This window comes from Caenispirillum bisanense, from assembly GCF_900230255.1.
Classification (GTDB): Bacteria; Pseudomonadota; Alphaproteobacteria; order Rhodospirillales; family Rhodospirillaceae; genus Caenispirillum; species Caenispirillum bisanense_A.
On the sequence record NZ_OCNJ01000005.1, the window covers coordinates 143,331 to 168,300 of the forward strand.

The 24,970-nt window shown below is 71.0% G+C and carries 21 protein-coding genes; 8 read left to right on the forward strand and 13 right to left on the reverse strand.

What is annotated here, in order from left to right; genetic code table 11:
• Positions 1 to 4 precede the first annotated feature (4 nt).
• From CRP50_RS12590 to CRP50_RS12615, 6 genes are all read left to right on the forward strand, one after another.
• Complete coding sequence (locus tag CRP50_RS12590; protein ID WP_097279524.1) at positions 5 to 901, forward strand: DUF58 domain-containing protein; 897 nt, start codon at positions 5 to 7, stop codon at positions 899 to 901.
• Positions 902 to 3,628, forward strand: coding sequence for a DUF4159 domain-containing protein (locus CRP50_RS12595; RefSeq protein WP_097279525.1), 2,727 nt, complete (start codon positions 902 to 904; stop codon positions 3,626 to 3,628).
• Positions 3,625 to 5,688 carry a hypothetical protein gene (locus CRP50_RS12600; protein WP_097279526.1) on the forward strand — a complete coding sequence of 688 codons (2,064 nt, stop codon included), beginning with the start codon at positions 3,625 to 3,627 and terminating at the stop codon, positions 5,686 to 5,688. Before CRP50_RS12595 ends, CRP50_RS12600 begins: the two co-directional genes overlap by 4 nt.
• Positions 5,689 to 5,753: 65 nt before the next feature.
• The gene (locus tag CRP50_RS12605; RefSeq protein ID WP_217992045.1) at positions 5,754 to 6,050 is read left to right on the forward strand and encodes a hypothetical protein; all 297 of its coding nucleotides are present in this window, start codon (positions 5,754 to 5,756) and stop codon (positions 6,048 to 6,050) included.
• 75 nt (positions 6,051 to 6,125) lie between these two features.
• Positions 6,126 to 6,548, forward strand: a complete 423-nt coding sequence (locus tag CRP50_RS12610) for a hypothetical protein (protein ID WP_097279527.1) — start codon at positions 6,126 to 6,128, stop codon at positions 6,546 to 6,548.
• 8 nt (positions 6,549 to 6,556) lie between these two features.
• Positions 6,557 to 6,952, forward strand: a complete 396-nt coding sequence (locus CRP50_RS12615; RefSeq protein ID WP_097279528.1) for a hypothetical protein — start codon at positions 6,557 to 6,559, stop codon at positions 6,950 to 6,952.
• Between the two features lie 59 nt (positions 6,953 to 7,011).
• Here the strand turns inward: CRP50_RS12615 and CRP50_RS12620 are convergent, their stop codons facing one another.
• From CRP50_RS12620 to CRP50_RS12645, 6 genes are all read right to left on the reverse strand, one after another.
• Positions 7,012 to 7,806, reverse strand: coding sequence for a MetQ/NlpA family ABC transporter substrate-binding protein (locus CRP50_RS12620; RefSeq protein ID WP_097279529.1), 795 nt, complete (start codon positions 7,804 to 7,806; stop codon positions 7,012 to 7,014).
• On the reverse strand, positions 7,806 to 8,480 hold the full coding sequence (locus CRP50_RS12625; RefSeq protein ID WP_097279530.1) for a methionine ABC transporter permease: 675 nt from the start codon (positions 8,478 to 8,480) through the stop codon (positions 7,806 to 7,808). The genes CRP50_RS12620 and CRP50_RS12625 overlap by 1 nt, the downstream gene beginning before the upstream one ends.
• Positions 8,449 to 9,501 (reverse strand): methionine ABC transporter ATP-binding protein, encoded by a 1,053-nt coding sequence (locus CRP50_RS12630; RefSeq protein ID WP_176525168.1) that lies wholly within the window; start codon positions 9,499 to 9,501, stop codon positions 8,449 to 8,451. The genes CRP50_RS12625 and CRP50_RS12630 overlap by 32 nt, the downstream gene beginning before the upstream one ends.
• Before the next feature lie 427 nt (positions 9,502 to 9,928).
• Positions 9,929 to 10,813, reverse strand: a complete 885-nt coding sequence (locus CRP50_RS12635; protein ID WP_097279532.1) for a 4-(cytidine 5'-diphospho)-2-C-methyl-D-erythritol kinase — start codon at positions 10,811 to 10,813, stop codon at positions 9,929 to 9,931.
• Between the two features lie 5 nt (positions 10,814 to 10,818).
• Complete coding sequence (locus tag CRP50_RS12640) at positions 10,819 to 12,639, reverse strand: tetratricopeptide repeat protein (RefSeq protein ID WP_097279533.1); 1,821 nt, start codon at positions 12,637 to 12,639, stop codon at positions 10,819 to 10,821.
• Positions 12,640 to 12,761: 122 nt separating this feature from the next.
• Complete coding sequence (locus tag CRP50_RS12645) at positions 12,762 to 14,396, reverse strand: electron transfer flavoprotein-ubiquinone oxidoreductase (RefSeq protein ID WP_097279534.1); 1,635 nt, start codon at positions 14,394 to 14,396, stop codon at positions 12,762 to 12,764.
• A 122-nt stretch (positions 14,397 to 14,518) separates the two neighbouring features.
• Here CRP50_RS12645 and CRP50_RS12650 point away from each other — a divergent pair, with 122 nt between their 5' ends.
• On the forward strand, positions 14,519 to 15,448 hold the full coding sequence (locus CRP50_RS12650; protein ID WP_097279535.1) for a uracil-DNA glycosylase: 930 nt from the start codon (positions 14,519 to 14,521) through the stop codon (positions 15,446 to 15,448).
• 448 nt (positions 15,449 to 15,896) lie between these two features.
• Here the strand turns inward: CRP50_RS12650 and pgi are convergent, their stop codons facing one another.
• From pgi to CRP50_RS12685, 7 genes are all read right to left on the reverse strand, one after another.
• Positions 15,897 to 17,555 (reverse strand): glucose-6-phosphate isomerase, encoded by a 1,659-nt coding sequence (gene pgi / locus CRP50_RS12655; protein WP_097279536.1) that lies wholly within the window; start codon positions 17,553 to 17,555, stop codon positions 15,897 to 15,899.
• Positions 17,556 to 17,678: 123 nt separating this feature from the next.
• Positions 17,679 to 18,176 (reverse strand): hemerythrin domain-containing protein, encoded by a 498-nt coding sequence (locus tag CRP50_RS12660; protein ID WP_176525148.1) that lies wholly within the window; start codon positions 18,174 to 18,176, stop codon positions 17,679 to 17,681.
• Between the two features lie 216 nt (positions 18,177 to 18,392).
• Entirely contained in the window at positions 18,393 to 19,751 is a 1,359-nt protein-coding gene (locus CRP50_RS12665) for a M16 family metallopeptidase (RefSeq protein WP_097279538.1), read from the reverse strand.
• 11 nt (positions 19,752 to 19,762) lie between these two features.
• A complete protein-coding gene (locus CRP50_RS12670) occupies positions 19,763 to 21,244 on the reverse strand; it encodes a M16 family metallopeptidase (RefSeq protein WP_097279539.1) in 1,482 nt (493 codons plus the stop codon).
• A 115-nt stretch (positions 21,245 to 21,359) separates the two neighbouring features.
• Positions 21,360 to 21,929, reverse strand: coding sequence for a DUF3035 domain-containing protein (locus CRP50_RS12675; RefSeq protein ID WP_097279540.1), 570 nt, complete (start codon positions 21,927 to 21,929; stop codon positions 21,360 to 21,362).
• A gap of 24 nt (positions 21,930 to 21,953) precedes the next feature.
• On the reverse strand, positions 21,954 to 22,442 hold the full coding sequence (gene lspA, locus CRP50_RS12680; RefSeq protein WP_097279541.1) for a signal peptidase II: 489 nt from the start codon (positions 22,440 to 22,442) through the stop codon (positions 21,954 to 21,956).
• A gap of 49 nt (positions 22,443 to 22,491) precedes the next feature.
• Positions 22,492 to 23,484, reverse strand: coding sequence for a bifunctional riboflavin kinase/FAD synthetase (locus CRP50_RS12685; protein ID WP_097279542.1), 993 nt, complete (start codon positions 23,482 to 23,484; stop codon positions 22,492 to 22,494).
• 215 nt (positions 23,485 to 23,699) lie between these two features.
• Here CRP50_RS12685 and CRP50_RS12690 point away from each other — a divergent pair, with 215 nt between their 5' ends.
• The gene (locus tag CRP50_RS12690) at positions 23,700 to 24,911 is read left to right on the forward strand and encodes an argininosuccinate synthase (protein ID WP_097279543.1); all 1,212 of its coding nucleotides are present in this window, start codon (positions 23,700 to 23,702) and stop codon (positions 24,909 to 24,911) included.
• Positions 24,912 to 24,970: the final 59 nt, after the last annotated feature.

A 24,970-nucleotide genomic window follows, 5' to 3' on the forward strand; every position in this document is an offset into this window, starting at 1 on the left:
GCCCATGGCCGATCCCACCGCCGCCGCTCCCCTTCTCGGCCGTGCCGAGGCCGCCGCCAGCGTGCTGCCGCCGCTGCTGGTGGCGGCGGAGCGGGTTGCAGTCACCGTCGCGCCCGGCATCCACGGGCGGCGACGGTCCGGCCCCGGCGACCAGTTCTGGCAATACCGCCGCTACCAGCCCGGCGACAGCGTGACGCAGATCGACTGGCGCCAGTCGGCCCGCAGCGATCCCCTCTACGTCCGCGAGCGCGAGTGGTCCGCCGCCCAGACCGTGCTGGTGTGGGCCGACCGCTCGGCCAGCATGGACTTCCGCTCCGCCGCCACCCTGCCGCTCAAGCACGAGCGCGCCGCGCTGCTGGCGGTCGCCCTGGCCGCCCTGCTCAACCGCGGCGGCGAACGCCTCGGCCTGCTCATGCCGGGCGCCCCGCCGCCGGGCATGGGCCACGCCGCGCTCGCCCGCCTCGCCGAGGCGCTGGAGCGCAGCCCGGTCGGCGAAGGCGCCCACTGGCCGACGCTGGCCGAGAACGTGCCCTTGTCGCGTCACGGTAGCGTGGTGCTGTTCGGCGATTTCCTCGACCCGCCCGACCGCCTGGAGCCGACCCTGCGGGCGCTGGCCGGGCGGGGCTTGCGGGGCCACCTTTTGCAGGTGGTCGACCCGGCGGAGGAAAGCCTGCCCTTCCGCGGCCGCATCCGCTTCACCGGCGCCGAAGGGGAAGGCGACCTGCTCATCGCCCGCACCGAGGACGTGCGCGACGCCTACGTGCGCCGCTTCCAGGCCCAGCGCGCCGCCGTGCAGAGCCTCGCCCGGTCGCTGGACTGGAGCTTCGCCGTCCACCACACCGACCAGCCGCCGCAGACGGCGCTGCTCGCCCTGCACGCCCGCCTGGCGGAGGTGCGCTGAATGTGGACCCTCGGCCCCCTCGCCTTCGCCGCCCCCTGGGTGCTGACCGCGCTGGCGATCCTGCCGGCGCTGTGGTTCCTGCTGCGGGTGACGCCGCCGGCGCCGCGCCGCATGGTGTTTCCCGGCCTGCGCCTGCTGCTCGACCTGCGGGCCCGCGAGGACGTGACGGCGCGCACTCCCTGGTGGCTCATCCTGCTGCGGCTGCTGATCGCCGCCCTGGTCATCGTCGGCCTCGCCCGGCCGCTGCTCAACCCGGTGGGAGCCGAGGCGACGGGCGGGCCGCTGCTGCTGGTGATCGACGACGGCTGGGCCGCCGCCGGCGAGTGGGACGCCCGCCGTCAGGCCGCGCTGGACCTCATCGCCCGCGCCGACCGCGAGGGCCGCCCGGTGCAGGTGCTGACCACCGCCCCGCCCGCCGACGGCGACCCCATCGCCGCCGGCCGCCTGGGCGCCGCCGCCGAAGTCCGCCCCATGGTGCAGAGCCTGACGCCGCAGCCCTGGCCGGTGGACCACGACGCCGCCCGCGCGGTGGTGGAGGGCCTGACCTTCGACGGCGGCCTGTCCACCGTCTGGCTGTCCGACGGCCTCGTCCACCCCGGCAGCGTCGCGCTCGCGACCACCCTGCAACGCCTCGGCCCGCTCACCGTGCTGACCGGCGAGCAGGCGGCCGTGCTGCTCGACCGCCCGACGCGCGAGGGCGACGGCCTGACGCTCGCCGCCCGCCGCGCCGCCGGGCCGGAGGCGCCGGAACGGACCGTGGCGGTGCAGGTGCTCGACGCCCAGGGCCGCGCCGTCGCCCGCGCCCCGCTCACCTTCGCCGCCGGCGAGGCCGTCGCCACCGCCCGCGCCGAAGTGCCGCCCGACCTGCTCAACGCCATCGGCCGCCTCGACATCGAAGGCGTGCCGAGCGCCGGCGCGGTGGTGCTGCTCGACGACACCTGGCGGCGCAAGCCCATCGGCCTGACCTCGGGGGCGCCGCTCGGGGCCGACCTGCCGCTGCTCGGCGACGTCTACTACCTCGACCGCGCCCTGCAGCCGGTGGCCGAAACGCGCCGCGGCGAGATCGACGCGCTGCTCGACCGGCCGCTCTCCATGCTCGTCGTCGCCAATTCGGGCCCGCTGTCCGGCCCGGCGGCGGCGCGCCTGCAGGAGTGGGTGCAGGCGGGCGGCGTGCTGGTGCGCTTCGCCGGCCCGCGGCTCGAGGAAAACACCGCCGCCGACCCGCTGCTGCCGGTGCGCCTGCGCGGCGGCGGACGCCAGTTCGGCGGCACCCTCAGCTGGTCGGAGCCGGTGCGCCTCGCGCCCTTCCCGTCCGACAGCCCCTTCGCCGGCCTCGCCATCCCGCCCGACGTCACCATCTCAGCCCAGGTGCTGGCCGAGCCCTCCGCCGCCCTGCCGGACAAGACCTGGGCCCGCCTCGGCGACGGCACGCCGCTGGTCACCGCCGAGCCGCGCGGCCAGGGCTGGGTGGTGCTGTTCCACACCACCGCCAATGCCGAGTGGTCCAACCTCGCCCTGTCCGGCCTGTTCCCGCAGATGCTGGAGCGCCTGCTGACCATTTCCGCCGGGGTGGAGGGCGCCGCCGCCGACGACGCCGGCCGCCCGCTGCCGCCGCTGTCGAGCCTCGACGGCTTCGGCCGCCTCGGCGAGCCGCCGGGCAACGCCCAGGCCCTGACGCCGGCGCAGTTGACCGCGACCGTGCCCGGGCCCGTCCATCCGCCCGGCTGGTACGGCACCGCGCAGGATCGCCGGTCGCTCAACCTGGTCGATCACGTGCCCGAGCTGGAGGCCCTGAGCGGCCTGCCGCAGGGCGTCGCCCGCGGCACCGTCGCCGACGTCGGCCGCGAGGTGGAGCTGCGGCCCTGGCTGCTGCTGGGCGCCCTGTGCCTCGCCCTGGTCGACTGGGTCGCGAGCTATGCCCTGCGCGGGCTCGCTCCCCGCCTGCCGCGCCGCGCCGCCGGCGCCGTGCTGGTCGCCGCCGCCCTGGCCGCCGCATCCGGCGAAGGCCGGGCGCAGGAGGCCGCACCGCCCGCCGAACCGGCCAGCGAGCGCGTGCTCGACGCCGTGACGGAAACCCGCCTCGCCTGGATCGAAACCGGCGAGCCCGGCGTCGACCGCATGTCGGACGCCGGCCTGCGCGGCCTCACCCGCATCCTCGGCAGCCGGTCCTCGGCGGAGTTGGGGCAGCCCATGGCGGTGGACCCGGAAAGCGACGAGCTGATCTTCTACCCGCTGGTCTACTGGCCGGTGACGGAGGGTGCCCCGCCCCTGTCCGTCGACGCCCGCCAGAAGGTCAACGACTACCTGCGCCACGGCGGCATGATCCTGTTCGACACCCGCGACCTGCCGTCGACGGCGGTGGAGCCCGTGCTGGCGCAGTTCGACGTGCCGCCGCTCATGCGCCTGCCCGACGACCATGTGCTCACCCGCTCGTTCTACCTGCTGCAGGACACGCCGGGCCGCTTCTCCGACACCACCGTCTGGGTGGAGCGCGAGGGCAGCGGCAACGACCGCGTCTCGTCCGTCATCATCGGCAACGGTGACTGGGCCGGCGCCTGGGCGCGCGGCCAGGACGGCACCTATCTCGCCCCCGTGGTACCGGGCGGTGAGCGGCAGCGCGAGATCGCCTACCGCTTCGGCGTCAACGCCGTGATGTACGCCCTGACCGGCAACTACAAGGCCGATCAGGTCCACCTGCCCGCCATCATGGAGCGCCTGACGCAATGATCGAGGCCGTCACCGACATCGTCTTCGCGCCGGTGATCCCGTGGCCGGCGCTCGCGGCGCTGGCGGCGGTCGGGCTGGTGCTGTTCCTGTGGGGCCTGGTGCGGCGGGCGCGCGGCACGCTGGTGCGGGCGATCCCCGTCGCCGCCCTGCTGGCCGCCGTCGCCAACCCGCAGGTGGTGCAGGAAGACCGCCGGCCGCTGCCCGACGTCGCCGTGGTGGTGGTGGACGAAAGCCTGTCGCAGCGCGTCGGCGACCGCGAAAGCCAGACGGCGCTCGCCGTGCAGCAGTTGACCGAGCGCCTGCAGGGCGACGAGAGCCTGGAGGTGCGCGTCGAACGGGTCGGCTCCACCCTCGAGTCCGGCACCCGCCTGTTCGAGGCCCTGTCCCGCGCCACCGCCGACGTGCCGCGCCGCCGCGTCGCCGGCGCCGTGGTGGTCACCGACGGCCAGGTGCACGACGTGCCGGGCGACGTGGCCGACAGCCCGCCCGGTTTCCCCGTCCACACCCTGCTCACCGGCGAGCCCGGCCAGACCGACCGCCGGCTGGTGGTGGAGCGCGCCCCCGACTTCGGCCTCGTCGGCAAGCCGGTGGAGGTGACGGTGCGGGTGGTGGACGAGAACGCCCCGCCGGGCAGCGTCGCGCCGGTGACCATCGCCGTCGACGACCGCCCGGCGCGCGCCGTCTCCGTCCCCATCGGCCAGCCGGTGCGCCTGCCGGTGCTCATCGACCACGCCGGCCAGACGGTGGTGGCGCTGGAGACGCCGGGCGGCGAGGAAGACCTGTCGCCGCTCAACAACCAGGCCGCCATCGCCATCAACGGCGTGCGCGACCGCCTGCGCGTGCTGCTCATCTCCGGCGAGCCGCACATCGGCGAACGGGCCTGGCGCAACCTGCTGAAGTCCGACCCCAACGTCGATCTGGTCCACTTCACCATCCTGCGGCCGCCCAGCAAGGACGACCTGACGCCGCTGCGCGAGCTGGCGCTCATCGCCTTCCCCATCCAGGAGCTGTTCGAGCAGCGGCTGTACGACTTCGACCTCATCGTCTTCGACCGCTACACCCGCTCCGGCCTCGTGCCCGACCCCTACATGGCCAACGTGCGCGACTACGTGCGCCAGGGCGGCGCCCTGCTGCTGGCCGTCGGGCCCGAGTTCGCCGAGCCGTTCAGCCTCTACGACAGCCCGCTCGGCGACATCCTGCCGGCCGCGCCCTCCGGCGAGGTGCTGGACGAGACCTTCCGGCCGCGCGTCGCCGGCCTCGGCCTGCGCCACCCGGTGACCGACGCCCTGGTGCCCGGCCCGACGGCGCAGCCGCTCGGCCCCTGGGTGCGCCAGATCGCCGCCCGCCCCAAGGGCGACGCCGCCACGGTGATGACGGGGGCGGCCGGCGAGCCGCTGCTGCTGCTCGACCGCGTGGACGACGGCCGCGTCGCTCTGCTGCTGTCCGATACGCTGTGGCTGTGGGAGAAGGGCTGGCGCGGCGGCGGTCCGCAGGCGGAACTGGTGCGCCGCCTCGCCCACTGGCTGATGAAGGAACCGGACCTGGAGGAACGCTCGCTGCGCGCCGAGGTCTCGGGCGGCACCCTCACCGTCACCCGCCGCAGCCTGGAACAAGGCCCGCCGGAGGTCACCGTCACCAGTCCCTCGGGCGTCGAGACCACGGTGGCGCTGGAAGCCGCCGAGGGCGGCATGAGCCGCGCCACCCTGCCGGTGGAGGAACCGGGCGTGTGGCGCGTCACCGACGGCGACATGACCGCCATCGCCGCCGCCGGCTCGGCCAATCCGCTGGAAACCTCGGCCGTGGTCGCGACGGATGCGGTGATGCAGCCGGTGGCCGAGGCCTCGGGCGGCGGCCTGTGGTGGCTGGCCGAGGGCGGCGTGCCGGACGTGCGCCGCGTCTCCGCCGAGGCCGCCACCGCCGGGTCTGGCTGGCTGGGTTTGCGCGCCAACGGTGACTACGTGGTCGCCGGCGTGCGCCAGACGCCGCTCCTGCCGCTGTGGGCGGCCATCCTGCTCATCCTGGGCGGCGTGGTGCTGGCGTGGTGGCGCGAGGGGCGCTGACGGGAAACCCCGGCCCGCGAGGGGGCGTTGATGAGGACAGACCTCCCGTCAGGAGTTGCCCCATCATGCCAGATCCCACCATGCCGACGCGCAGCAGTCCCGACCGCGACGCCCGGCAGCGCCAGGACCACCTGCTGAGCGTCGAGGAATGCATCGACGAGGCGGGCGACGAGAGCTTCCCCGCCTCCGACCCGCCGTCCTTCACCCCCGCCGAACCACTGCGCGCCGGTGGTGGAGACAAGAAGGACGAGCCGACGCCCGACGACGAGGACGACGTCGACGAAACCATCGAGGAAAGCTTCCCCGCCTCCGACCCGCCGTCGTGGACTCCGGCGAAACCGGCGCGGGAGGATGAGAAGTAGTGCAACGTAGCGACAAGCAGCCCTTGAGGATGTCCACCTCAAGTGGTATCAGCATCTCTCACTCAACGAGATGCCATGCCGATGCCGCGAGAAATTCCGTCTGTCCCGGATCACTGGCAGCAGTTTCTCTCCTCGCTGTTGGTGGCCGTCGCGCTGCCACTGTCGCCTCTTGTGATCGACAAAGCGATCAAGGGTTACGTCCCCGACACCACGCTGTTTCTGACCGTGGCGTTGTACATCCTGGCGATCGCCGGATCGTCGAGATCTACGCTCATGTTGGGGCTGTCTATCTTCGTGGGAGGCGGCTACTTGCTAGCCTACGGCTACATCTCCAACTCGAAGGCTGACGCAGCGCTGGCGCCCGATGAATGGATACCGGTCGTAGCCCGTTACGCCTTCGTGGCGATTTTCGTGCTACAGCAGGTCGCCGAACGCTATAATCGTCACGTCGCCAAAAAAGACCCGTTCTGGCCATTCCGGCCGACTACCGGGAACTGAGGTGCGTCATGGAGTCGCTACGCAGCATCGTAGGCAATGCGGATTTGATGGTAGCCATCATCCTAGGCGTGAACTTCATTGCCATGATCGTGATGACCGGCATTTCCCTGCGAGACCTCCGCGCGTCGTTGAGGGCACAGGTCAGGCTGACATCTAACCTTCGCGAACAACTCCTCCGCGATGCCATACTGCGGGCCAGATTGAGCGCCATGGACACGTGTGCCGACAATCCCCAGGCGTATGCAGCAGCGCTACAAGTACTTGAAGAAGCGGCCGCTGTCCTGGAGACGGCGGAACGACAGGCTGCCGAGTCCGCGCTTCACCAGCCCACGAAAGCAGGGCGCTTCCGCTATGTCCGGACGATCGTGCACGATGCCTTGATGCCAGCCGGCCATGCCGCCTGACGGCAGGGCCGGGGCGTCGCCACCCCGGCCCGCTGTCTGCGCCGCGCAATGATGAAGCCTTACCAGCTGGTCACCACCGACTTGCCGAAGCGCTGGTCGATGAACTGCTTCACCGCCTCGGAGTGGTAGGCCTTCACCAGCGTCGCCACCCACGGCGCGTCCTTGTCGGCCGTGCGGACGGCGACGATGTTCACGTAGGGGCTTTCCGGCTTCTCGATGAAGATGGAATCCTTCTTCGGGTCGAGGCCGGCGCTCATGGCGTAGTTGGTGTTCACCGCGGCCACCCCCACGTCGTCGAGCGAGCGCGGCAGCTGGGCGGCGTCCAGTTCCTGGAACTTCAGGTTCTTGTCGTTCTTCACCACGTCGAGCGGCGTCGCCTTCAGGCCGGCGGCGTCGTCGACGTCGATGAGGCCGGCCGATTCCAGCAGCAGCAGGGCACGGCCGCCGTTGGTCGGGTCGTTGGGGATGGCGACGGTCGCGCCGTCTTCCAGCTTGGCGAGGTCGTCGATCTTCTTGGAGTAGAGGCCCATGGGGAAGACGACGGTCTTCGCCACGGTCGCGATCTCGTAGCCGCGGTCGCGGATCTGGTTGTCCAGGTACGGCTGGTGCTGGAAGCTGTTGGCGGCGAGGTCGCCGTCGTTCAGGGCCGTGTTGGGCAGCACGTAGTCGGAGAACTCGATGATCTCGACGGTCAGGCCGTCCTTGGCCGCGACCTCGGCCACCTTCTCCATGATCTCGGCGTGCGGGCCGCCGGTGACGCCCACCTTCACGGTGTCGGCCGCGGCGGCGGTGCCGGCGGACAAGGCGGCGGCGAGGGCGCCGGCGGCGAGGATCTTCAGGGTACGCGCGACCATCAGGCCTTCTCCTTGGAAATGTTCCGTTTGTTGAGCTTGCGGGCGAGCATGTCGCCGGCGGTCTGCACCGCCTGCACCAGCACGATCAGCACCACCACCACGGCCAGCATCACCTCCGGCTGGAAGCGCTGGTAGCCGTAGCGGATGCCGAGGTCGCCGAGGCCGCCGCCGCCGACGGCTCCGGCCATGGCGGAATAGCCGATCAGGCTGACCAGCGTGATGGTCAGGCCGGCGATGATGCCGGGCCAGGCTTCCGGCAGCAGCACCTTCAGGATGATCTGGCGCGGCGAGGCGCCCATGGCCTGCGCCGCCTCGATGAGACCCGTGTCGACCTCGCGCAAAGACGTTTCCACCAGCCGGGCGGCGAAGGGGATGGCGGCGAGGCTGAGCGGCACGATGGCCGCGGCGGTGCCGATGGAGGTGCCGACGATCATGCGCGTCAGCGGGATGATGGCGACCATCAGGATGATGAAGGGCGTGGAGCGCGCCGCGTTGACGATCGCCCCCAGCACCCGGTTCACCGCCAGGCTCTGCAGGATGTGGCCGCGCTGGGTCGTGACCAGCACGACACCGAGCGGAATGCCCACCAGGGCGGCGAGGGCGCCGGAGACGGCCACCATCACCGCGGTTTCCTTCAGCGCCTCAAGCAGCAGCGCGACGAGTTGCGGCGACATGACCGACGATCTCCCCTTTCAGGCCGTTGGCGGCGAGGTAGTCGAGCGAGGGCGCCAGCGCCGTCTCGCCGTTCAGCACCTCGACCGTGAGCACCCCGTAGGGCTTGTCCTGGATGTAGTCGATGGAGCCGTGCAGGATGTTGGCCTGCAGCCCCTTGCCGGCGATCAGGTCGCCGAGCACCGGCGTGTTGGCGGCCGGCCCGGTGAAGGTGATGCGCAGGAGCGGGTTGGTCCCCTCCCCCGGCCCCTCGGCCAGCCGCGCCGCCACCGGCGCCGGCAAGTCGTGGTTCAGCAGGTCGCCGACGAAGCTGCGCGCCACCTCCGACTGCGGCTCGGTGAAGACGTCGAACACCGGGCCCTGCTCCACCACGCGGCCGGCATCGAGCACCACCACCGTGTCGGCGATTTCCTTCACCACCGCCATCTCGTGGGTGATGAGCACGATGGTCAGGCCGAGGCGGCGGTTGATGTCCTTCAGCAGCGCCAGGATCGACTGCGTCGTCTCGGGGTCGAGGGCGCTGGTCGCCTCGTCGCACAACAGCACCGAGGGGTCGCCGGCGAGCGCGCGGGCGATGCCGACGCGCTGCTTCTGGCCGCCCGACAGCTGCGCCGGATAGCGGTCGCTCTTGTCGGCGAGACCGACGATCTCCAGCAGCGGGTCGACGGCCTTGCGGATCTCGTCGCGCGAGCGGCCGGCGATCTCCAGCGGGAAGGCGACGTTGTCGTAGACGGTGCGGCTCGACAGCAGGTTGAAGTGCTGGAACACCATGCCGATACGGTGGCGCGCCTTGCGCAGGTTCGCGTCGGACAGCGCCGTCATCTCCTGGCCGTCGACCAGGACGGTGCCGCTGGTGGGGCTTTCCAGCATGTTGATGCAGCGCACCAGCGTCGACTTGCCGGCGCCGGAGCGGCCGATGATGCCGAAGATCTCGCCGCGCCGGACGGTGAGCGAGATGCCGTCCAGCACGCGGGACGGGCCGGCCTTGGTCGGGAAGACCTTGACGATGTCGGTCAGCCGGATGACCGGTTCCGACTCGGAGGATGGGGTGGTGAGGGTCACGGAAAACGGCTCCTCGTGCGGCTCCGCGCGCCGGTTAAGGCGCGGGATCGCGGTCAGACGATGCGGCGAACGGAAACTGGGGCGGTCAGGCCGGCATTCGGCGCGGACACGACGGGCGCAGGGCGGCGGGGGATGCGGCGGTGCGGCTCATGGGCGGGTTTCCTTTCCACCGAGTGGTGAGAGAAACCACGAACGTCGTGTCGTGGCGCTTTAGCGGTTGGTGACGCGGCGCAAGCTGCTCTCGTCAAATTGCCGCGGAGCCGTTTTGCGCCCGGCCCAGGCGTTGCCGTCCTACATCGGCCATGACGGCGGCCGTGTCAAGAATTCACCTATGCGTTGGCGGAATAGGGGGTAATACACAAGACTTGCAGGTAGAACCTGAAGCGGCTCAGCGGGGACGGTCGCTCAGCAGGGGCGCGGCGGCGCTCCACCACTCGGGCCGCGTCTGCGCCAGGGCGGCGGCGGCGGCGCGGGCCTCGGCCTCGGCGGCGAACAGGCCGAAGCAGGTGGCGCCGCTGCCCGACATGCGGGCGAGCAGGCAGCCCGGCAGGGCGCCGATGTCCACCAGCACCGTGCCGATCTCCGGCGCCAGGGTCACCGCCGCCTTGGTCAGGTCGTTGGCGCGTGCCCGCAGGGCCTCGGCGAGCGCGGCGGCATCGGCCGGCGCCTCGGTCAGGGGCGCGGCCTGGTTGAAGCGGCCGCGGCGGGCGCGGAACACCTCGGGCGTCGACACCGCCACCAGCGGATTGACCAGCACCAGCCAGGCCGGCGGCAGGGTCGGCGCATCAATGATGCCCTCACCCACGCCGGAGACATTGGCGGCGCGGCCCTGCAGGCAGACCGGCACGTCGGCCCCGAGCCCCAGCGCGAGCGCCATCAGATCCTCGCGCGGCGGCGCCACGTCCCACAGGCGGCACAGCGCCAGCAGCGCGGCGGCCGCATCGGCCGACCCGCCGCCGATGCCGGCCGCGACGGGCAGGCGCTTGGTCAGGGTCAGGCGGGCGCGCGGGGCGATGCCGGCGGCCTCTGCGAGGCGGCGGGCGGCCTTCAGCACGATGTTCTCCGCCCCGGCCGGCAGAGCGGCGGCGAGGGCCTCGGCGAAGGGGCCGTCGACGTGCAGGGCGAGATCCTCGGCCGGCGCCGCGGTCAGCGTGTCGCCGACGCCGGCGAAGGCGATCAGGCTGTCGAGCAGGTGATAGCCGTCGTCCCGCCGCCCGACCACGTGCAGGCTCAGGTTGACCTTGGCGGGGGCCTCGACGACGACGACCGTCATGGCGCTCAGTTGCCGGCGGCGGCGGGCTGGGCCGGCGTGTGCTCGGGCTCGCCCAGGCCGTCGCGGATCTTCTCACGCAGGCGGTCGGCCTGGCCCGGTTCCTCCGGCTTCATGTCGAGCGCCCGCTGCCACTGGAAGCGCGCCTCGTTGCGCCGGCCGACCATCCAGTAGGCGTCGCCCAGGTGGTCGTTGATGGTCGGGTCCTCGGGCGTCAGTTCCACGGCGCGCTCCAGGTGGCGCACGGCCTCGGGATAGTCGCCCATGAGGAACAGCACCCAGCCCAGGCTGTCGACGATGTAGCCGTCGCGCGGCCGCTGCTGCACGGCCTTCTCGATCATCTCGCGGCCTTCGGCGAGGTTCATGCCCTTGTCGATCCACGAATAGCCGAGGTAGTTGAGCACGAAGGGCTGGTCGGGGCTGAGGTCCAGTGCCTTCTTGAAGTCGGCTTCGGCCTGCGACCACTGGTCGGCGCGCTCGTGGGCGATGCCGCGGCTGTAGTACCACGACCAGTGCTCCGGCCCGATGACCGGCACGCGGTCGAGGGCGGCATCGTAGGCCGCGACGGCCTCGGTCCACTGCTTGTTGCGGCGGTGCAGGTCGCCGACCACCACCAGCGGCTCGGCGCGGTCGGGGAAGGCCGCCGCCACCTCGCGCAGCAGCGCCACCGCCTCGTCCAGGCGGTCCAGGCGCTCCAGGTTGTCGGCCATGCGCAGGCGGGCGGTGTACCACGCGATGCTGCCGGGCTCGGCGGTGGCATAGACCTCGTTGGCGTCGGCCTCGCGGCCCATGCGGGTGAGGATGTCGCCGGTCAGCATGCGGGCGAGCGCCAGGTCGCGGTCGAGGTGCTGGGCGAGGCGCGCGAAGGCCAGCGCCGTGTCGAAGGCATTGCCCTGCAGCAGCGTGGTGGCGGCGCCGTAGAACACCTCCGCCATGCCGTCGCGGGCGTCGGCGACCGGCGCCTGCTTGCCGCCCTGGGAGCGGATCTCCTCCAGCGCCGCCTGGATCAGGCCGTTGTCGTTGTGGGCGGCGGCGAACTCGTCGAGCAGCGCCTCCGCCTCCTGCGTCCGGCCCTGGCGGTAGAGCCAGCTGGCGCCGGCCTGCAGGGCGCGCAGGGTGATGTCCGGCGCGTCGGCCAGCACCGTGGCGTAATGGCGGTCGGCCTCTTCCGTGCGGCCGGCGATGTCGGCCAGCAGGGCGGCGTGGAAGGCGTAGAGATCCTGGAACTGCGGCTGGTCCTTCAGCGGTTCCAGGACTTTGAGCGCCGGCTCCCAGCGCTTCTGCCCAGCCAGCGCCCAGGCGCGCATGAGCGGTACCATGAAGGCGTTGAGGCCGCGGTCGTCGAGCCGCGCCACGATCTCCTCCGCCGGGGCGAAGCGGCCGTCGGCGACGGCGGAGGCGGCGAGCACCAGCGGCGCCAGCGGCTCGGAGGCGTCGAGCGCCAGGGCCTTGCGGGCGAGCGGCACCGCATCCTCGATGCGGCCCTCGGCCACCAGGTAGAAGTAGGCGCGGCGCAGGATGAGCGGGTTTTCCGGGTCGGCCTCCAGCGCTTCGACGAAGCGGTCGGCGGCGACGCGGGTGTCGCCCCCCATCTGGGCCTGGCGGGCGGCGAGGTAGCTGCCGTAGCCCTGCGGCCCGGACACCAGCGGCTCGCCCTCGCGGATCTTGCCGAGGCCCCAGGCGCGCAGATCGTGGATGGTGCCGGCCTGCGCCGTCACCGACCCGTCGCCGGCCTTGCCCGCGGTGGCGCAGGCGGTGGGAACCAGGGCGAGCAGGGCGGCGAGCGCGGCCCCGCGCAACAGGCGGGCGGACAGGCAATCCAGGGTCATGAAGATCCGTCGATCAGGGGCACCGGAAACGTTCCGGCGCCAGTATGGCGCAAGCGGGGGGCACCCCGCCACCGCCGCGGCCGGAAAAACCGGCCCGCCGCGGCGCGCGGCGCCCCATGCGCTCACATATTGGGATAATTGGGGCCGTCGCCACCCTGCGGCACCACCCAATTGATGTTCTGGGTGGGATCCTTGATGTCGCAGGTCTTGCAGTGCACGCAGTTCTGCGCGTTGATCTGCAGGCGGCGGCCGCCCTTCTGCTCGTCTTCCACGAACTCGTAGACGCCGGCCGGGCAATAACGTTGCTCGGGACCGTCGTAGTCGGCCAGGTTGACCGCCGTCGGGATCGACTGATCCTTGAGCGTCAGGTGGCTCGGCTGGTCTTCCTCGTGGTTGGTGTTGGAGATGAACACCGAGGACAGGCGGTCGAAGCTGATGACGCCGTCGGGCTTCGGGTAGTCGATCTTCGGGCACTCGCTCGCCTTCTTGAGCTGCGCGTGGTCCTCGTGGATCTTGAAGGTCCACGGGGTCTTGCCCTTGAAGACGTAGGTCTCGAGCGCCGAATAGGCGATGCCGAAGTACAGGCCCTTGTGGAAGCTCGGGCGGATGTTGCGCACCTTGTAGAGCTCGTCCCACACCCAGCTCTGCTTGATGAGGTCGCCGTAGGCGGCGGGCTCGCGGGCCGGCGCATCCTTGCCCAGCTCGGCGAAGACCGCCTCGGCGCACACCATGGCCGACTTCATGGCGGTGTGGGTGCCCTTGATCTTCGGCACGTTGAGGAAGCCCGCCGTGTCGCCGACCAGGGCGCCGCCCGGGAAGGTGAGCTTCGGGATGGACTGGTAGCCGCCTTCCGACAGCGCACGGGCGCCGTAGGAGACGCGGCGGCCGCCTTCCAGCAGCGGGCGGATGGCCGGGTGCTGCTTGAAGCGCTGGAATTCCTCGAACGGCGACAGGTGCGGGTTCTGGTAGTCGAGGCCGACCACGAAGCCGATGGCGAGCTGGTTGCCGTCCAGGTGGTAGATGAACGAGCCGCCGTAGGTGTGCGGGTCCATGGGCCAGCCGACCGTGTGCATGATCGTGCCCGGCTTGGACTTGGCGGGCTCGATCTCCCACAGTTCCTTGATGCCGATGCCGTAGGTCTGCGGGTCGCAGTCCTTGCGCAGGTCGAACTTGGTGAACAGCGCCTTGCTCAGGCTGCCGCGGCAGCCCTCGGCGAAGAGGGTGTACTTGGCGTGCAGTTCCATGCCCGGCGTGTAGCCGGCGGTGCGCTCGCCGTTCTTGCCGATGCCCATGTCGCCGGTGGCGACACCCTTGACGGCGCCGGTCTCGTCGTACAGCACCTCGGCGGCCGCGAAGCCGGGGTAGACCTCGACGCCCAGCTCTTCCGCCTGCTGGCCGAGCCAGCGGGTGACGTTGCCGAGCGAGACGATGTAGTTGCCGGCGTTGTGCATCTGCGGCGGCGTCGGCAGCTTGAAGCTGCCGGTCTTCGTCAGGTAGACGAAGCTGTCGTCCTTGGCCGGGACGGTCAGCGGCGCATCCTTGCTCTTCCAGTCGGGGATCAGCTCGTCCAGGGCGCGCGTCTCGATGACCGCGCCGGACAGGATGTGGGCGCCGACCTCCGAGCCCTTTTCGATGACGCAGACAGAAATCTCGCGGTCATTCTCGAGGGCGAGCTGGCGCAGCCGGATCGCGGCCGACAGACCGGCAGGGCCGGCGCCGACGACCACGACGTCGAATTCCATCGATTCCCGTTCCATCCTTCCTCCAAAACTCTGCGGCCCGCTCAGCGCGGTAGAGGCTTCCCGTTCCCGTGGAGCGGTTTATACCACATCATTCGTCCCTGTATCGAAAAACCAAGCCGCCTGTTACCTTGCCCGCCATGACCGCCGACGCCCCGCCCGCCGCCGACCCGCTCGCCCTCGACCTGACGCCGGAGGCCCTCCTGCGCTGGTACGTGGATGCCGGCGTCGACGAGTGCATCGCCGAGACCCCGGTCGACCGCTACGCCCTCTCCGCCCGCCTGCTGGCCGAGGCGGAAGCCCGCCGTGCCCGTGGCCCGGCGCCCGCCCCCGGCCGCCCCGGCGCTCCCGGCCGCCCGCAGACAGGCCCCGCCCCCGCCGCCCGCCGCGCCCCCGGCGCGCCGCCGCCCGCCGCCGCTCCGGCGCGGCCGCTGGCGGCGCACGGGCAGGAGATGCGCTCCGCCGCCGCGCTGGCCTCGGAATGCCGCACGCTGGAGGCGCTGCACGCCGCCATGCAGGGCTTCGACGCCTGCCCGCTGAAGGTGACCGCCACCAACACCGTCTTCGCCGACGGCAACCCGCAGGCCGACCTCATGGTCATCGGCGAGGCGCCGGGCGCCGAAGAGGACCGCCAGGGCCTGCCCTTCGTGGGCGCCAGCGGCCAGTTGCTCGACCGCATGCTGGCGTCCATCGGGCTGAGCCGGCAGACCTTCTACATCACCAACGTCATCCCCTGGCGCCCGCCCGGCAACCGCAAGCCGACGCCGCAGGAGGTGGGCCTGTGCCTGCCCTTCATCCAGCGGCACATCGAGCTGGTGGACCCCAAGGTGATCCTCATGGTCGGCGGCCTGTCGGCCTCGACGCTGGCGGCCCGCAACGAGGGCATCACCAAGCTGCGCGGCAAGTGGATCGACTACGCGAGCCCCGGCCTGTCGCACCCCATCCCGGCCATCGCCACCTTCCACCCGGCCTACCTGCTGCGCAGCCCGCAGATGAAGAAGCTGGCGTGGCGCGACCTGCTCACCCTGCGCCAGCGCATGCGGGAGTTGGGGTGCAGCAGCGTGGCGTGAGGGGGATGGGGGCGGGCCGGTTCCGGTGTGCCTGCCGTGGAGGACGGCGCCCACGCTCGCCGGCGGAGACGTCCGTGGATGGCCGGGTCAAGCCCGGCCATGACAATTTCTGACGGTATTTCAATACGTTGTCATGCCCGGCCTCCGAGCCGGGCATCCACGGCGGGCACGGCGCCCGCCGCGAAGAACGGCGCCCACGCCCACCGGCAGAGACGCTCGTGGCTGGCGGGGTCGACCCCGGCCATGACACTTTCTTCTTTCTTTTCAACCACTTGTCATGCCCGGCCTCCGAGCCGGGCATCCACGGCGTGCACCGCGCCTGCCGTGGAGGACGGCGCCCGACGCCCACAGGCGGAGACGCCCGTGGATGGCCGGGTCGAGCCCGGCCATGACAATTTTCAGCAGTATCTCAAGCACTTGCCGCACTCCGCCGTGGAGGACGCCGCCCTCACCCGCCGGTGCGCATCTCCAGCCAGGCGTTGATGAGCCCGTTGGTGGAGGCGTCGTGGCCGTCCACCGGCGTGCCCGCCTCCAGTTCCGGCAGGATCTGCTTGGCGAGTTGCTTGCCCAGTTCCACACCCCACTGGTCGAAGCTGTTGACGTCCCACACCGCGCCCTGGACGAACACCTTGTGCTCGTACAGCGCGATGAGCATGCCGAGCGTATGCGGGTCTACCTGGTCGACCAGGATGGAGGTCGACGGCCGGTTGCCGGGGAACACGCGGTGCGGCAGGGCGGCGGCGACGGCGGCCTCGTCCAGGCCCTTGGCGGCCAGTTCGGCGCGCACTTCGTCGGGCGTCTTGCCGCGCATCAGCGCTTCGGTCTGGGCGAAGAAGTTGGACAGCAGGATGGCGTGATGGTCGCCGATGGGGTTCTGGCTGCGGGCCGGCGCGATGAAGTCGCACGGCACCATGCGGGTGCCCTGGTGGATGAGCTGGTAGAACGAGTGCTGGCCGTTGGTGCCCGGCTCGCCGAACAGGATGGGGCCGGTCTGCACGTCCACCGGCTCGCCCGACAGGGTCACGCGTTTGCCGTTGCTTTCCATGTCCACCTGCTGGAAGTGGGCCGGGAAGCGGTGCAGGTACTGGTCGTAGGGCAGGATGGCGTAGGTGTCGGCGCCGAAGAAGTCGACGTACCACACGCCGATCATCGCCAGCAGCACGGGGATGTTCTGGTCCAGCGGCGCGGTGCGGAAGTGCTCGTCCATGGCGTGGCCGCCGGCGAGCAGTTGCTCGAACCGCTCGAACCCGACCGCGACCGCGATGGGCAGGCCGATGGCCGACCACAGGGAATAGCGCCCGCCGACCCAGTCCCAGAACTCGAACATGTTCGCGGTGTCGATGCCGAAGGCGGCGACGTCCTGGCCGTTGGTCGACAGCGCCGCGAAGTGCTTCGCCACCGCGTCCTCGCCGAGCGCCTCGACGATCCAGCGCCGCGCGGTGTGGGCGTTGGTCAGGGTTTCCTGCGTCGTGAAGGTCTTGGACGCGACCAGGAACAGCGTCGTCGCCGGATCGCAGGCCTTCAGCACCTCGGCGATGTCGCTGCCGTCGACGTTGGAGACGAAGCGCACCCGCAGGCCCGGCTGGTGCCAGGGCTTCAGCGCCTCCACCACCATGCGCGGCCCGAGGTCGGAGCCGCCGATGCCGATGTTCACCACGTCGGTGATGCGCTGCCCCGTCGCCCCGGTCCAGGCGCCGGAGCGGATGCGGTCGGAGAAGTCCTTCATCTTGGCCAGCACGGCGGTCACCGCCGGCATGACGTCCTGCCCGTCCACCAGCACCGGGCGGCCGGAGCGGTTGCGCAGGGCGGTGTGGAGGACGGCGCGGCCTTCCGTCGTGTTGATCTTCTCGCCGGCGAACATGGCGTCGCGCTTGGCTTCCACGCCGCACTCGCGGGCGAGGTCGAGCAGCAGGGCGAGCGTCGCGTCGGTCAGGCGGTTCTTGGAGAAATCCACCAGCATCCCCGGCAGGCGCCGCGAGAAGCGGCGGAAGCGGTCGGCGTCGGACGCGAACAGGTCGCGCAGGTGGACCTCCGCGATGCGGCCGTGATGCTGCGCCAGGGCTTCGTAGGCCGGGCACTCGGTCAGGCGCGACGGACGTGCGGGCATGGTGGGCGTCTCTCCTCTCTCCGCGCGGGAATCCCCTTCCCCAACGCAGGGGAACGGTAGCAGGCTTCGCGGCGCAGAAACAGGGAGCGGCGCATGACGGTTGCGCGAAAGACGAGCGCCGCCTCAGGCCGACTCGCGGCACAGCAGGCCGAACACCGGCGCCGGCCGCGGCGGCCAGTGCAGCGGCGCCTGCGCGAGGATGGGCTCGGCCAGCACGTCGGCCCCGAACAGGCGGCCGATGCGCAGGGCGTTGTCCTCGTAGAAGGGCTTGTCGATCATGTCGAGATCGCAGACGTGCTGGTGCCACCAGTCGAAGATGACCGGCATCACCGCCCGCAGCCGCCCCAGGTCGCGGTGGGTGGCGTATTCGGTCCGCACCCCGTCGGACCACGCGACGAAGGCGGCATGGGCATGCTCGTGCGCCGCCTCCACCGGGCGGTCGAGGGCGCGGCACACGCGCTCTTCCCGCAGCACATGGGCGCGGGTCAGTTCCACCCCCACGGTGAGCAGGCTGGCGACCACCTCGAAGCTCTCATGGCTGCGCACGGCGGCGTCGAGCCGCCGCACCAGCGCCAGAAGCGCCCGGTGATCGGCGTCGAGCAGGTCGCATCCGACGCTCATGTCCGGAGTCCACAGCAGGTCAGGCATCTGCCGGCATCGCCTTGTCTGATCAGTGAAGTGTCCGCCGCCCCCGTCCGGCGCCTCCACTGGAACGATCATCACGCCCGGGACGATAGCGCAGGGCGTAAAAACCGTCAGCACGGCTTAGGTAATAGGTGTGAACGGCGGTTCATAGACCTGCGTCTGCTCCGGTCATTCGACCGGAGCAGGGTCACCTCAATTGGAGGCCGCACCGGCCGGTTCCGTCGACACCGCCGCCTCGGCCGGCTTGCCGACCACGACCACGAGCAGGTTCTCCGGCTTCAGCAGGCGCTCGGCCACCCGTTTCACGTCGGCCAGCGTCACCGCTTCCACCTGGGCGTTGCGGGTTTCCAGGTGGTCGATGGGCAGGTCGTCGAGCTGCATGGCCATGAGGATCGACGCGATGGCCCCGGTGGAGGAAAACCGCAGCGGAAACGCACCGGTCAGGTAGGTCTTGGCGTCGGCCAGTTCGCCCTCGGTCGGGCCGGCGGCGGCCATCTTGCGCCATTCCTCGCGGATGACGTCCATGCTGGTCTCGAACCGCGCCCGCTGGGTGGCGACGCCGCCGATCATCAGCGCGGCGTGGTCGAGCGGATAGAGATAGCTGTAGACCGAATAGGCGAGCCCCCGCTCCTCGCGCACCTCCTCCATCAGCCGCGAGGCGAACCCACCGCCGCCGAGGATGTAGTTGAGGACATAGGCGGCGTAGAAGTCCGGGTCGTCGCGGGCGATGCCGGCGTGGCCGAACATGCCCACCGTCTGCGGAATGTCCATCTCCACGGCGACGGTGCGGCCGGTGAACTCGCGCGTCACGTCGGCGACCTTGGGCAGGTCGCTCTTTTCCGGCAGGCCGCCGAACACGTCGTCGAGGACGGTCTTCAGCTCCTCGGGCGTGATGTCGCCGGCGACGCCGATCACCAGGTCCTCGCGGTTCAGGCGGGTGGCGGCGAACTGCTTCAGGTCGTCGACCGTGATGGCGCGCACTGTCTCTTCCGTGCCTTCCGTGCGCTTGCGGTAGGGGTGGTCGGGGAAGGCCGTCTCGAACCACGTGCGCGAAGCGATGGTGTTGGGGTCTTCCTTCTCGAAGCGCAGCCCGGCGAGGATCTGGCCGCGGATGCGCTCCACCGGCTCGGGGTCGAAGCGCGGCTCGGTCAGCGCCGTTTCCAGCAGGTCGAAGGCCGTTTCCCGGTTGTCGGTGATGGTCTTCAGGCTGCCGGAGAAGGTGTCGAGGCCGGCGTCGAAACCCAGCTCGATGGCGAGGTCCTGCAGCTTGGACTGGAAGGCGAAGCTGTCGAGCGCGCCGGCGCCCTCGTCGAGCAGGCCCGAAGCCATGTTGGCGAGGCCCTGCTTGTCCTCCGAGTCCTGCGCCGCGCCGCCGCGGAAGGCGAACTGCAGCGAGATGATGGGGAGCGTATGGTCCTCCGCCAGCCAGGCCTCGATGCCCTGGTCGGAGACGACGCGCTGCACGTCGATGACGGCCTGCGCCGGCCACACGGCGACGAGCAACAGGCCGAGGCCGCCGAGGACGGCGCGGAACGGGGTGGGGATGCGCATATCGGGCCTCCTCAGCCGGCCTTGCCGCCGGCGGCGGTGCCAGCGTCGGACGGGGTGGATGCGGGGGTGGACGGGGCGGCGGCGGGGGCCGGCGCGGCGGCGGTTTCCGGCGGGGCCGCCGGCAGCAGCACGCCGGTGGCCGACTGGCCCTCGCGCAGGACGTCGCGCGCCACCTGCATCACCTGCTCGGGCGTCACCGCGCCGATGCGCTGCGGCCAGGCCTGCACGTCGGCCAGCGTCGAGCCGGTGGCGAGCGCCGCGCCGATGGTGCGCGCCGCCGACTGGCTGGAATCGCGGGCGTAGACCAGGCCCGCCTTCAGGCGCTGCTTGGCTTGCGTCACCTCTTCGGCGGTGACGCCCTCGTCGAGCAGGCGCGCGACCTCGGCATCGATGGCGGCCTGCACGTCTTCCGGCGCGCGGTCGGCGGCGGGGGTGCCGTAGAAGCCGAAGGTGCCGTAGTCGACGGCGGTGCCGCGGTAGAAGGCGCCGGCCGAGACCGCCACCTTGTCCTTCACCACCAGCTGCTGGTAGAGCCGGCTGACGCTGCCGCCGCCGAGGATCTCCGACAGCACCTGCAGGGCATAGGGCTCCCACGCTTCGCCGATGTTGTAGCTCGGCGCCACGTACTGGCGGCTCCACGAGGCCTGGCCGACGCGCGGATGCTCCATGACGACGCGGCTGTCGGCCGGCGGCGGCAGCTCGCGCACCCGCTCGCGCTCGAAGTCGGGGCCGCGCGGGATGGCGCCGTAGGTCTCCTCGGCGAGGGTGCGCACCTGTTCCACCGTGGCGTCGCCGGCGACCACCAGGATGGCGTTGTTGGGGGCGTACCACTGGCGATAGAAGGCGACGGCGTCGTCGCGGGTCAACTCGCGCAGCTCGTGCTCCCAGCCGATCACCGGGTTGCGGTAGGGGTGGACGGTCCACAGCGCCAGATCCACCCGCTCGCCCAGCAGGGCGGCAGGCTCGTTGGCGACGCGCGACAGGCGTTCTTCCAGCACCACGTCGCGCTCGGTCAGCACCGTCTTCTCGTCGAGCGTCAGGTCGGCCATGCGGTCGGCCTCCATGCGCATGACGAGGTCGAGGCGGTCGGCGGCGATGTTCTGGAAGTAGGCGGTGTAGTCCGACGCCGTGAAGGCGTTGTCGGTGCCGCCGTTGCGGGCGACGATCTTGGAGAACTCGCCCGGCGGGATCTCGTCGGTGCCCTTGAACATCAGGTGTTCGAACAGGTGGGCGATGCCGGACTTGCCCGGCGGCTCGTCGGCGGCGCCGACCTTGTACCACACCATCTGCGTCACCACCGGCACCCGGTGGTCGGGAATGACGACCACCTGCAGGCCGTTGTCGAGGGTGAAGGCGTGCGCGTCGAACACCTGGTCGATCTCGGCGCCCGGCGTCGCGGTCTCCGCCGCGGCGAGCGCCGGCGGCGGCGCCAGCAGCGCGCCGGCCAGCAGGGCGGCGGCGAGGGCGCGGGGGCGGGTGACGCGAGATGTCATGCGGCTCTCCCTGAAAAAGCGAAGGCCCGGCCGGTTCAACACCGCCCGGGCCCGGTCGTGCCTGGCATATGGGTCCGGGCCAGCGGCGGGACAACCCGCCGCGGCCGGCGCCGCCTCAGAACAGCCCTTCCAGGAAGGCCTTCTCGCGGCGTTCGATCTTGGGCGTCTCGCCCTGGGTAACGGGCGTGCCGAGAGCCTGGTTCTCGCGGATGCGGCGGGCTTCCGCCTCGGGGTCGACGATGGTACCGGGCGGCGTCGGGCCGCGCCAGAACACCAGGCGGTCGGTGAGCGTGCGCTCCTCCTCGGCGAGCACCGAGGACTCGCGGTTGACCACCTGGCGGATGTCGTCGGGGGCCTGGGCGGCGCCGGTCTTGGACAGCAGCACCGATTCGCCCGGGCTCAGGCCGGCGTTGAGGTAGGCCTGCTGGACCTGCTGGCCGGTCAGCGCGCGACGCGCCTGCATCTCGGCCGTGCCTTCCTGCGGGCGGGGCGCGCCGGGCTCTGGCGGGCGCAGGCTGAACTGCGGCGGGATCGACAGCGGCGCGCGGGACACCACGGTGAACTCGTCCGGGCCTTCGCGTTCGAGGCCGAGAACCTGCTTGGTGTTGCCGCAGGCCGACAGCGCCAGCGTCACGGCCAGGGCACCGCCGACCAACCAGACGGACCGCAAGGAGGAAGAACGCATCACAATCACACTCCGTCGTGCTGTCTATTCCGGCTTGCGCTCGGAGGGTCGGAAGATGTTGTCGAGCACCAGGATGGCCGCACCGACCACAATGGCGGCATCGGCCACGTTGAACGCCGGCCAATGATAGCCGAAAGCGTGCAGGTCGAGGAAGTCCGCGACGGCACCCCAGCGCACGCGGTCGACGACGTTGCCGACGGCACCGCCGACGATGGCGCCGAGCGCGAGGCGCGAGGCCCGCGACGGCTCGCGCGCCATCCACACCAGCAGGGCCGCCGCCACCGCCAGCGACAGGCCGATCAGCGCCCAGGCCTGGGTGCCCGGCTCGTTGAACATGCCGAACGAGACGCCGTAGTTCCACGCCATGACCAGGTTGAAGAACGGCGTCACCTCGATGACGCGCGGCACCGCCATGACCGTCTCGACGATGTAGATCTTGCTGATCTGGTCGACGACGAGAAGAACCGCCGCCAGCACCAGGCCGGGGATCATGCGCCGGAAATCGAAGGTCATGCGGAAGGGCTCTGGTCGGTTGCGGGGGCGGGCGGGACGGGTGCGGCGGTCACGGCGTGGCCGGCCGCCAGGGAACGTCTGCAGCCGGGCCAGCATGCGGGCCGAGTTCGGCGAGAATGCGGCGCGCCTCCTGCCCGTCCTGCACGATCTGGGCGCGCAGGTCTTCGAGGCCGGCGAACTTGCGCTCGGCCCGCAGGTGCTCGACCAGGGCGACGCGCAGGTGCTCGCCATAGAGGTCGGGCGAGGTATCGAACAGGTGGACTTCCAGCAGCAGCGTCTGCTTGTCGAAGGTCGGGCGGCGGCCGAAGTTGGCGACGCCGTCGTGCCACAGGGTCTCGGCGCCCTTGTCGATGCCGGCGCGCACCGCATAGACGCCCACCGCCGGGCGCAAAAGCTCGCCGAGCGAGACGTTGGCGGTCGGGAAGCCGATGGTGCGGCCGCGGGCGTCGCCGTGCTCGACGCGGCCCTCGATCTCCCAGCAGCGGCCGAGCAGCCGGGCGGCCTCGGCCGGGCGGCCCTCGCGCAGGGCGGTGCGGATGTTGGTCGAGGAATAGATGGTGCCGTCGGCGGCGGTGACCGAGCCGACGGAGGTGACGTCGAAGCCGTACTTCACCGCCATCTGGCGCAGGAAGGCGACGTCGCCCACGCGGCCGCGGCCAAAGACGTAATCGGCCCCCACCACCACGTGACTGACGCCGAGGCCCTCGACCAGCACTTCCTGCACGAACTCCTCCGCCGACTTGGCGGCGAAACCCAGGTCGAAGTGCTGGGCATAGAGGAAGTCGAGCCCGATGGCCTCCACGTGCCGCGCCTTGGTGCGGAAGCTGGTCAGGCGGAAGGGCTCCAGGTCGGGCTTGAACACCATGCGCGGGTGCGGCTCGAAGGTCATGGCCGCCGCCGGCCGACCGGCCTGCCGGGCGAGGCGCTGGGCCGTTCCGAGCACCGCCCGATGGCCGAGGTGCACGCCGTCGAAGTTGCCGAGCGCGATCACCGCACCCCGCACGTCGGGCGAGACCTCCTCGTAATGGCGGAAGATGCGCATGGACGGAGCGGGCGACTCTCGGCGGTTGAACGGCGGGACCTGTCCCTCGTGGAGGGTCAAGGGGTAGTGCATAACGCGCGCCGAGGCAAGGGCGGCTGCACGGCACCGCCGGCCGCCCGCCCGCAGGGCCGCGCGCGGCCCTTGTGCGCCTTCCGTCTTCGCCTATACTGCGCCCTTCGCCAATTCCCACACCTACGGTTCAAGGGCGCATCATCATGAAGAAGGGCGACGTGAAGAAGGTCGTGCTGGCCTATTCGGGCGGCCTCGACACCTCCATCATCCTGCGCTGGCTGCAGGAAGAGTATCGCTGCGAGGTGGTCACCTTCACGGCCGACATCGGCCAGGGCGAGGAGCTGGAACCCGCCCGCAAGAAGGCCGAGATGCTCGGCATCAAGGAAATCTACATCGAGGACCTGCGCGAGGAATTCGTCCGCGACTTCGTGTTCCCCATGTTCCGGGCGAACACCCAGTACGAGGGCGTCTACCTGCTCGGCACCTCCATCGCCCGCCCGCTCATCGGCAAGCGCCTGATCGAGATCGCCGAGGCCACCGGCGCCGACGCCATCTCCCACGGCGCCACCGGCAAGGGCAACGACCAGGTGCGCTTCGAGCTGACGGCCTATGCGCTGAAGCCCGACATCAAGGTCATCGCGCCGTGGCGCGAGTGGGACCTGAACAGCCGCACCAAGCTGATCCAGTACGCCCAGGACCACCAGATCCCCATCCCCAAGGACAAGCACGGCGAGGCGCCCTATTCCATGGACGCCAACCTCATGCACATCTCCTACGAGGGCAAGGCGCTGGAAGACCCCTGGGTCGAGCCCGACGAGGACATGTTCCGCCTGACCGTCAGCCCCGAGCAGGCGCCGGACAAGGCGGAATACATCGAAGTCGAGTTCAGCCAAGGTGACGCCGTCGCCGTGAACGGCGAGAAGCTGTCGCCGGCGGCGCTGCTCACCAAGCTGAACGAGCTGGGCGGCAAGCACGGCATCGGCCGCCTCGACCTGGTGGAGAACCGTTTCATCGGCATGAAGTCGCGCGGCGTCTACGAGACCCCGGGCGGCACCATCCTGCTGACCGCCCACCGCGCCATGGAGAGCATCACGCTCGACCGCGAGGAAGCCCACCTCAAGGACGAACTGATGCCGCGCTACGCGGAACTGATCTACAACGGTTTCTGGTTCGCGCCGGAGCGCCTGATGCTGCAGGCGGCCATCGACCAGACCCAGAAGAACGTCAACGGCGTCGTGCGCCTGAAGCTCTACAAGGGCAACGTGATCGTGGTCGGCCGCCAGTCGCCGAACTCGCTCTACCGCATGGACTACGTGACGTTCGAGGAAGACACCGTCTACGACCAGTACGACGCCAACGGCTTCATCCGCCTCAACGCCCTGCGCCTGCGCCTGGGCAAGATGGCGCGCGGCTGAGCCCCAGCATCGCTGACATGACGGAAGGGGCGGCACCACCGGGTGCCGCCCCTTGTTGC

What these genes read in the sequence shown, in the direction of transcription:
- lspA (WP_097279541.1), bottom strand. Translation starts at nt 22,442, where the DNA reads ATGACCTTCGATTTCCGGCGCATGATCCCCGGCCTGGTGCTGGCGGCG.
- CRP50_RS12665 (WP_097279538.1), bottom strand. Translation starts at nt 19,751, where the DNA reads ATGCGCATCCCCACCCCGTTCCGCGCCGTCCTCGGCGGCCTCGGCCTG.
- CRP50_RS12645 (WP_097279534.1), bottom strand. Translation starts at nt 14,396, where the DNA reads ATGGAACGGGAATCGATGGAATTCGACGTCGTGGTCGTCGGCGCCGGC.
- CRP50_RS12690 (WP_097279543.1), top strand. Translation starts at nt 23,700, where the DNA reads ATGAAGAAGGGCGACGTGAAGAAGGTCGTGCTGGCCTATTCGGGCGGC.
- CRP50_RS12660 (WP_176525148.1), bottom strand. Translation starts at nt 18,176, where the DNA reads ATGAGCGTCGGATGCGACCTGCTCGACGCCGATCACCGGGCGCTTCTG.
- CRP50_RS12620 (WP_097279529.1), bottom strand. Translation starts at nt 7,806, where the DNA reads ATGGTCGCGCGTACCCTGAAGATCCTCGCCGCCGGCGCCCTCGCCGCC.
- CRP50_RS12600 (WP_097279526.1), top strand. Translation starts at nt 3,625, where the DNA reads ATGATCGAGGCCGTCACCGACATCGTCTTCGCGCCGGTGATCCCGTGG.
- CRP50_RS12590 (WP_097279524.1), top strand. Translation starts at nt 5, where the DNA reads ATGGCCGATCCCACCGCCGCCGCTCCCCTTCTCGGCCGTGCCGAGGCC.
- CRP50_RS12675 (WP_097279540.1), bottom strand. Translation starts at nt 21,929, where the DNA reads ATGCGTTCTTCCTCCTTGCGGTCCGTCTGGTTGGTCGGCGGTGCCCTG.
- CRP50_RS12610 (WP_097279527.1), top strand. Translation starts at nt 6,126, where the DNA reads ATGCCGATGCCGCGAGAAATTCCGTCTGTCCCGGATCACTGGCAGCAG.
- CRP50_RS12670 (WP_097279539.1), bottom strand. Translation starts at nt 21,244, where the DNA reads ATGACATCTCGCGTCACCCGCCCCCGCGCCCTCGCCGCCGCCCTGCTG.
- CRP50_RS12595 (WP_097279525.1), top strand. Translation starts at nt 902, where the DNA reads ATGTGGACCCTCGGCCCCCTCGCCTTCGCCGCCCCCTGGGTGCTGACC.
- CRP50_RS12685 (WP_097279542.1), bottom strand. Translation starts at nt 23,484, where the DNA reads ATGCGCATCTTCCGCCATTACGAGGAGGTCTCGCCCGACGTGCGGGGT.
- CRP50_RS12635 (WP_097279532.1), bottom strand. Translation starts at nt 10,813, where the DNA reads ATGACGGTCGTCGTCGTCGAGGCCCCCGCCAAGGTCAACCTGAGCCTG.
- CRP50_RS12605 (WP_217992045.1), top strand. Translation starts at nt 5,754, where the DNA reads ATGCCAGATCCCACCATGCCGACGCGCAGCAGTCCCGACCGCGACGCC.
- pgi (WP_097279536.1), bottom strand. Translation starts at nt 17,555, where the DNA reads ATGCCCGCACGTCCGTCGCGCCTGACCGAGTGCCCGGCCTACGAAGCC.
- CRP50_RS12625 (WP_097279530.1), bottom strand. Translation starts at nt 8,480, where the DNA reads ATGTCGCCGCAACTCGTCGCGCTGCTGCTTGAGGCGCTGAAGGAAACC.
- CRP50_RS12640 (WP_097279533.1), bottom strand. Translation starts at nt 12,639, where the DNA reads ATGACCCTGGATTGCCTGTCCGCCCGCCTGTTGCGCGGGGCCGCGCTC.
- CRP50_RS12615 (WP_097279528.1), top strand. Translation starts at nt 6,557, where the DNA reads ATGGAGTCGCTACGCAGCATCGTAGGCAATGCGGATTTGATGGTAGCC.
- CRP50_RS12650 (WP_097279535.1), top strand. Translation starts at nt 14,519, where the DNA reads ATGACCGCCGACGCCCCGCCCGCCGCCGACCCGCTCGCCCTCGACCTG.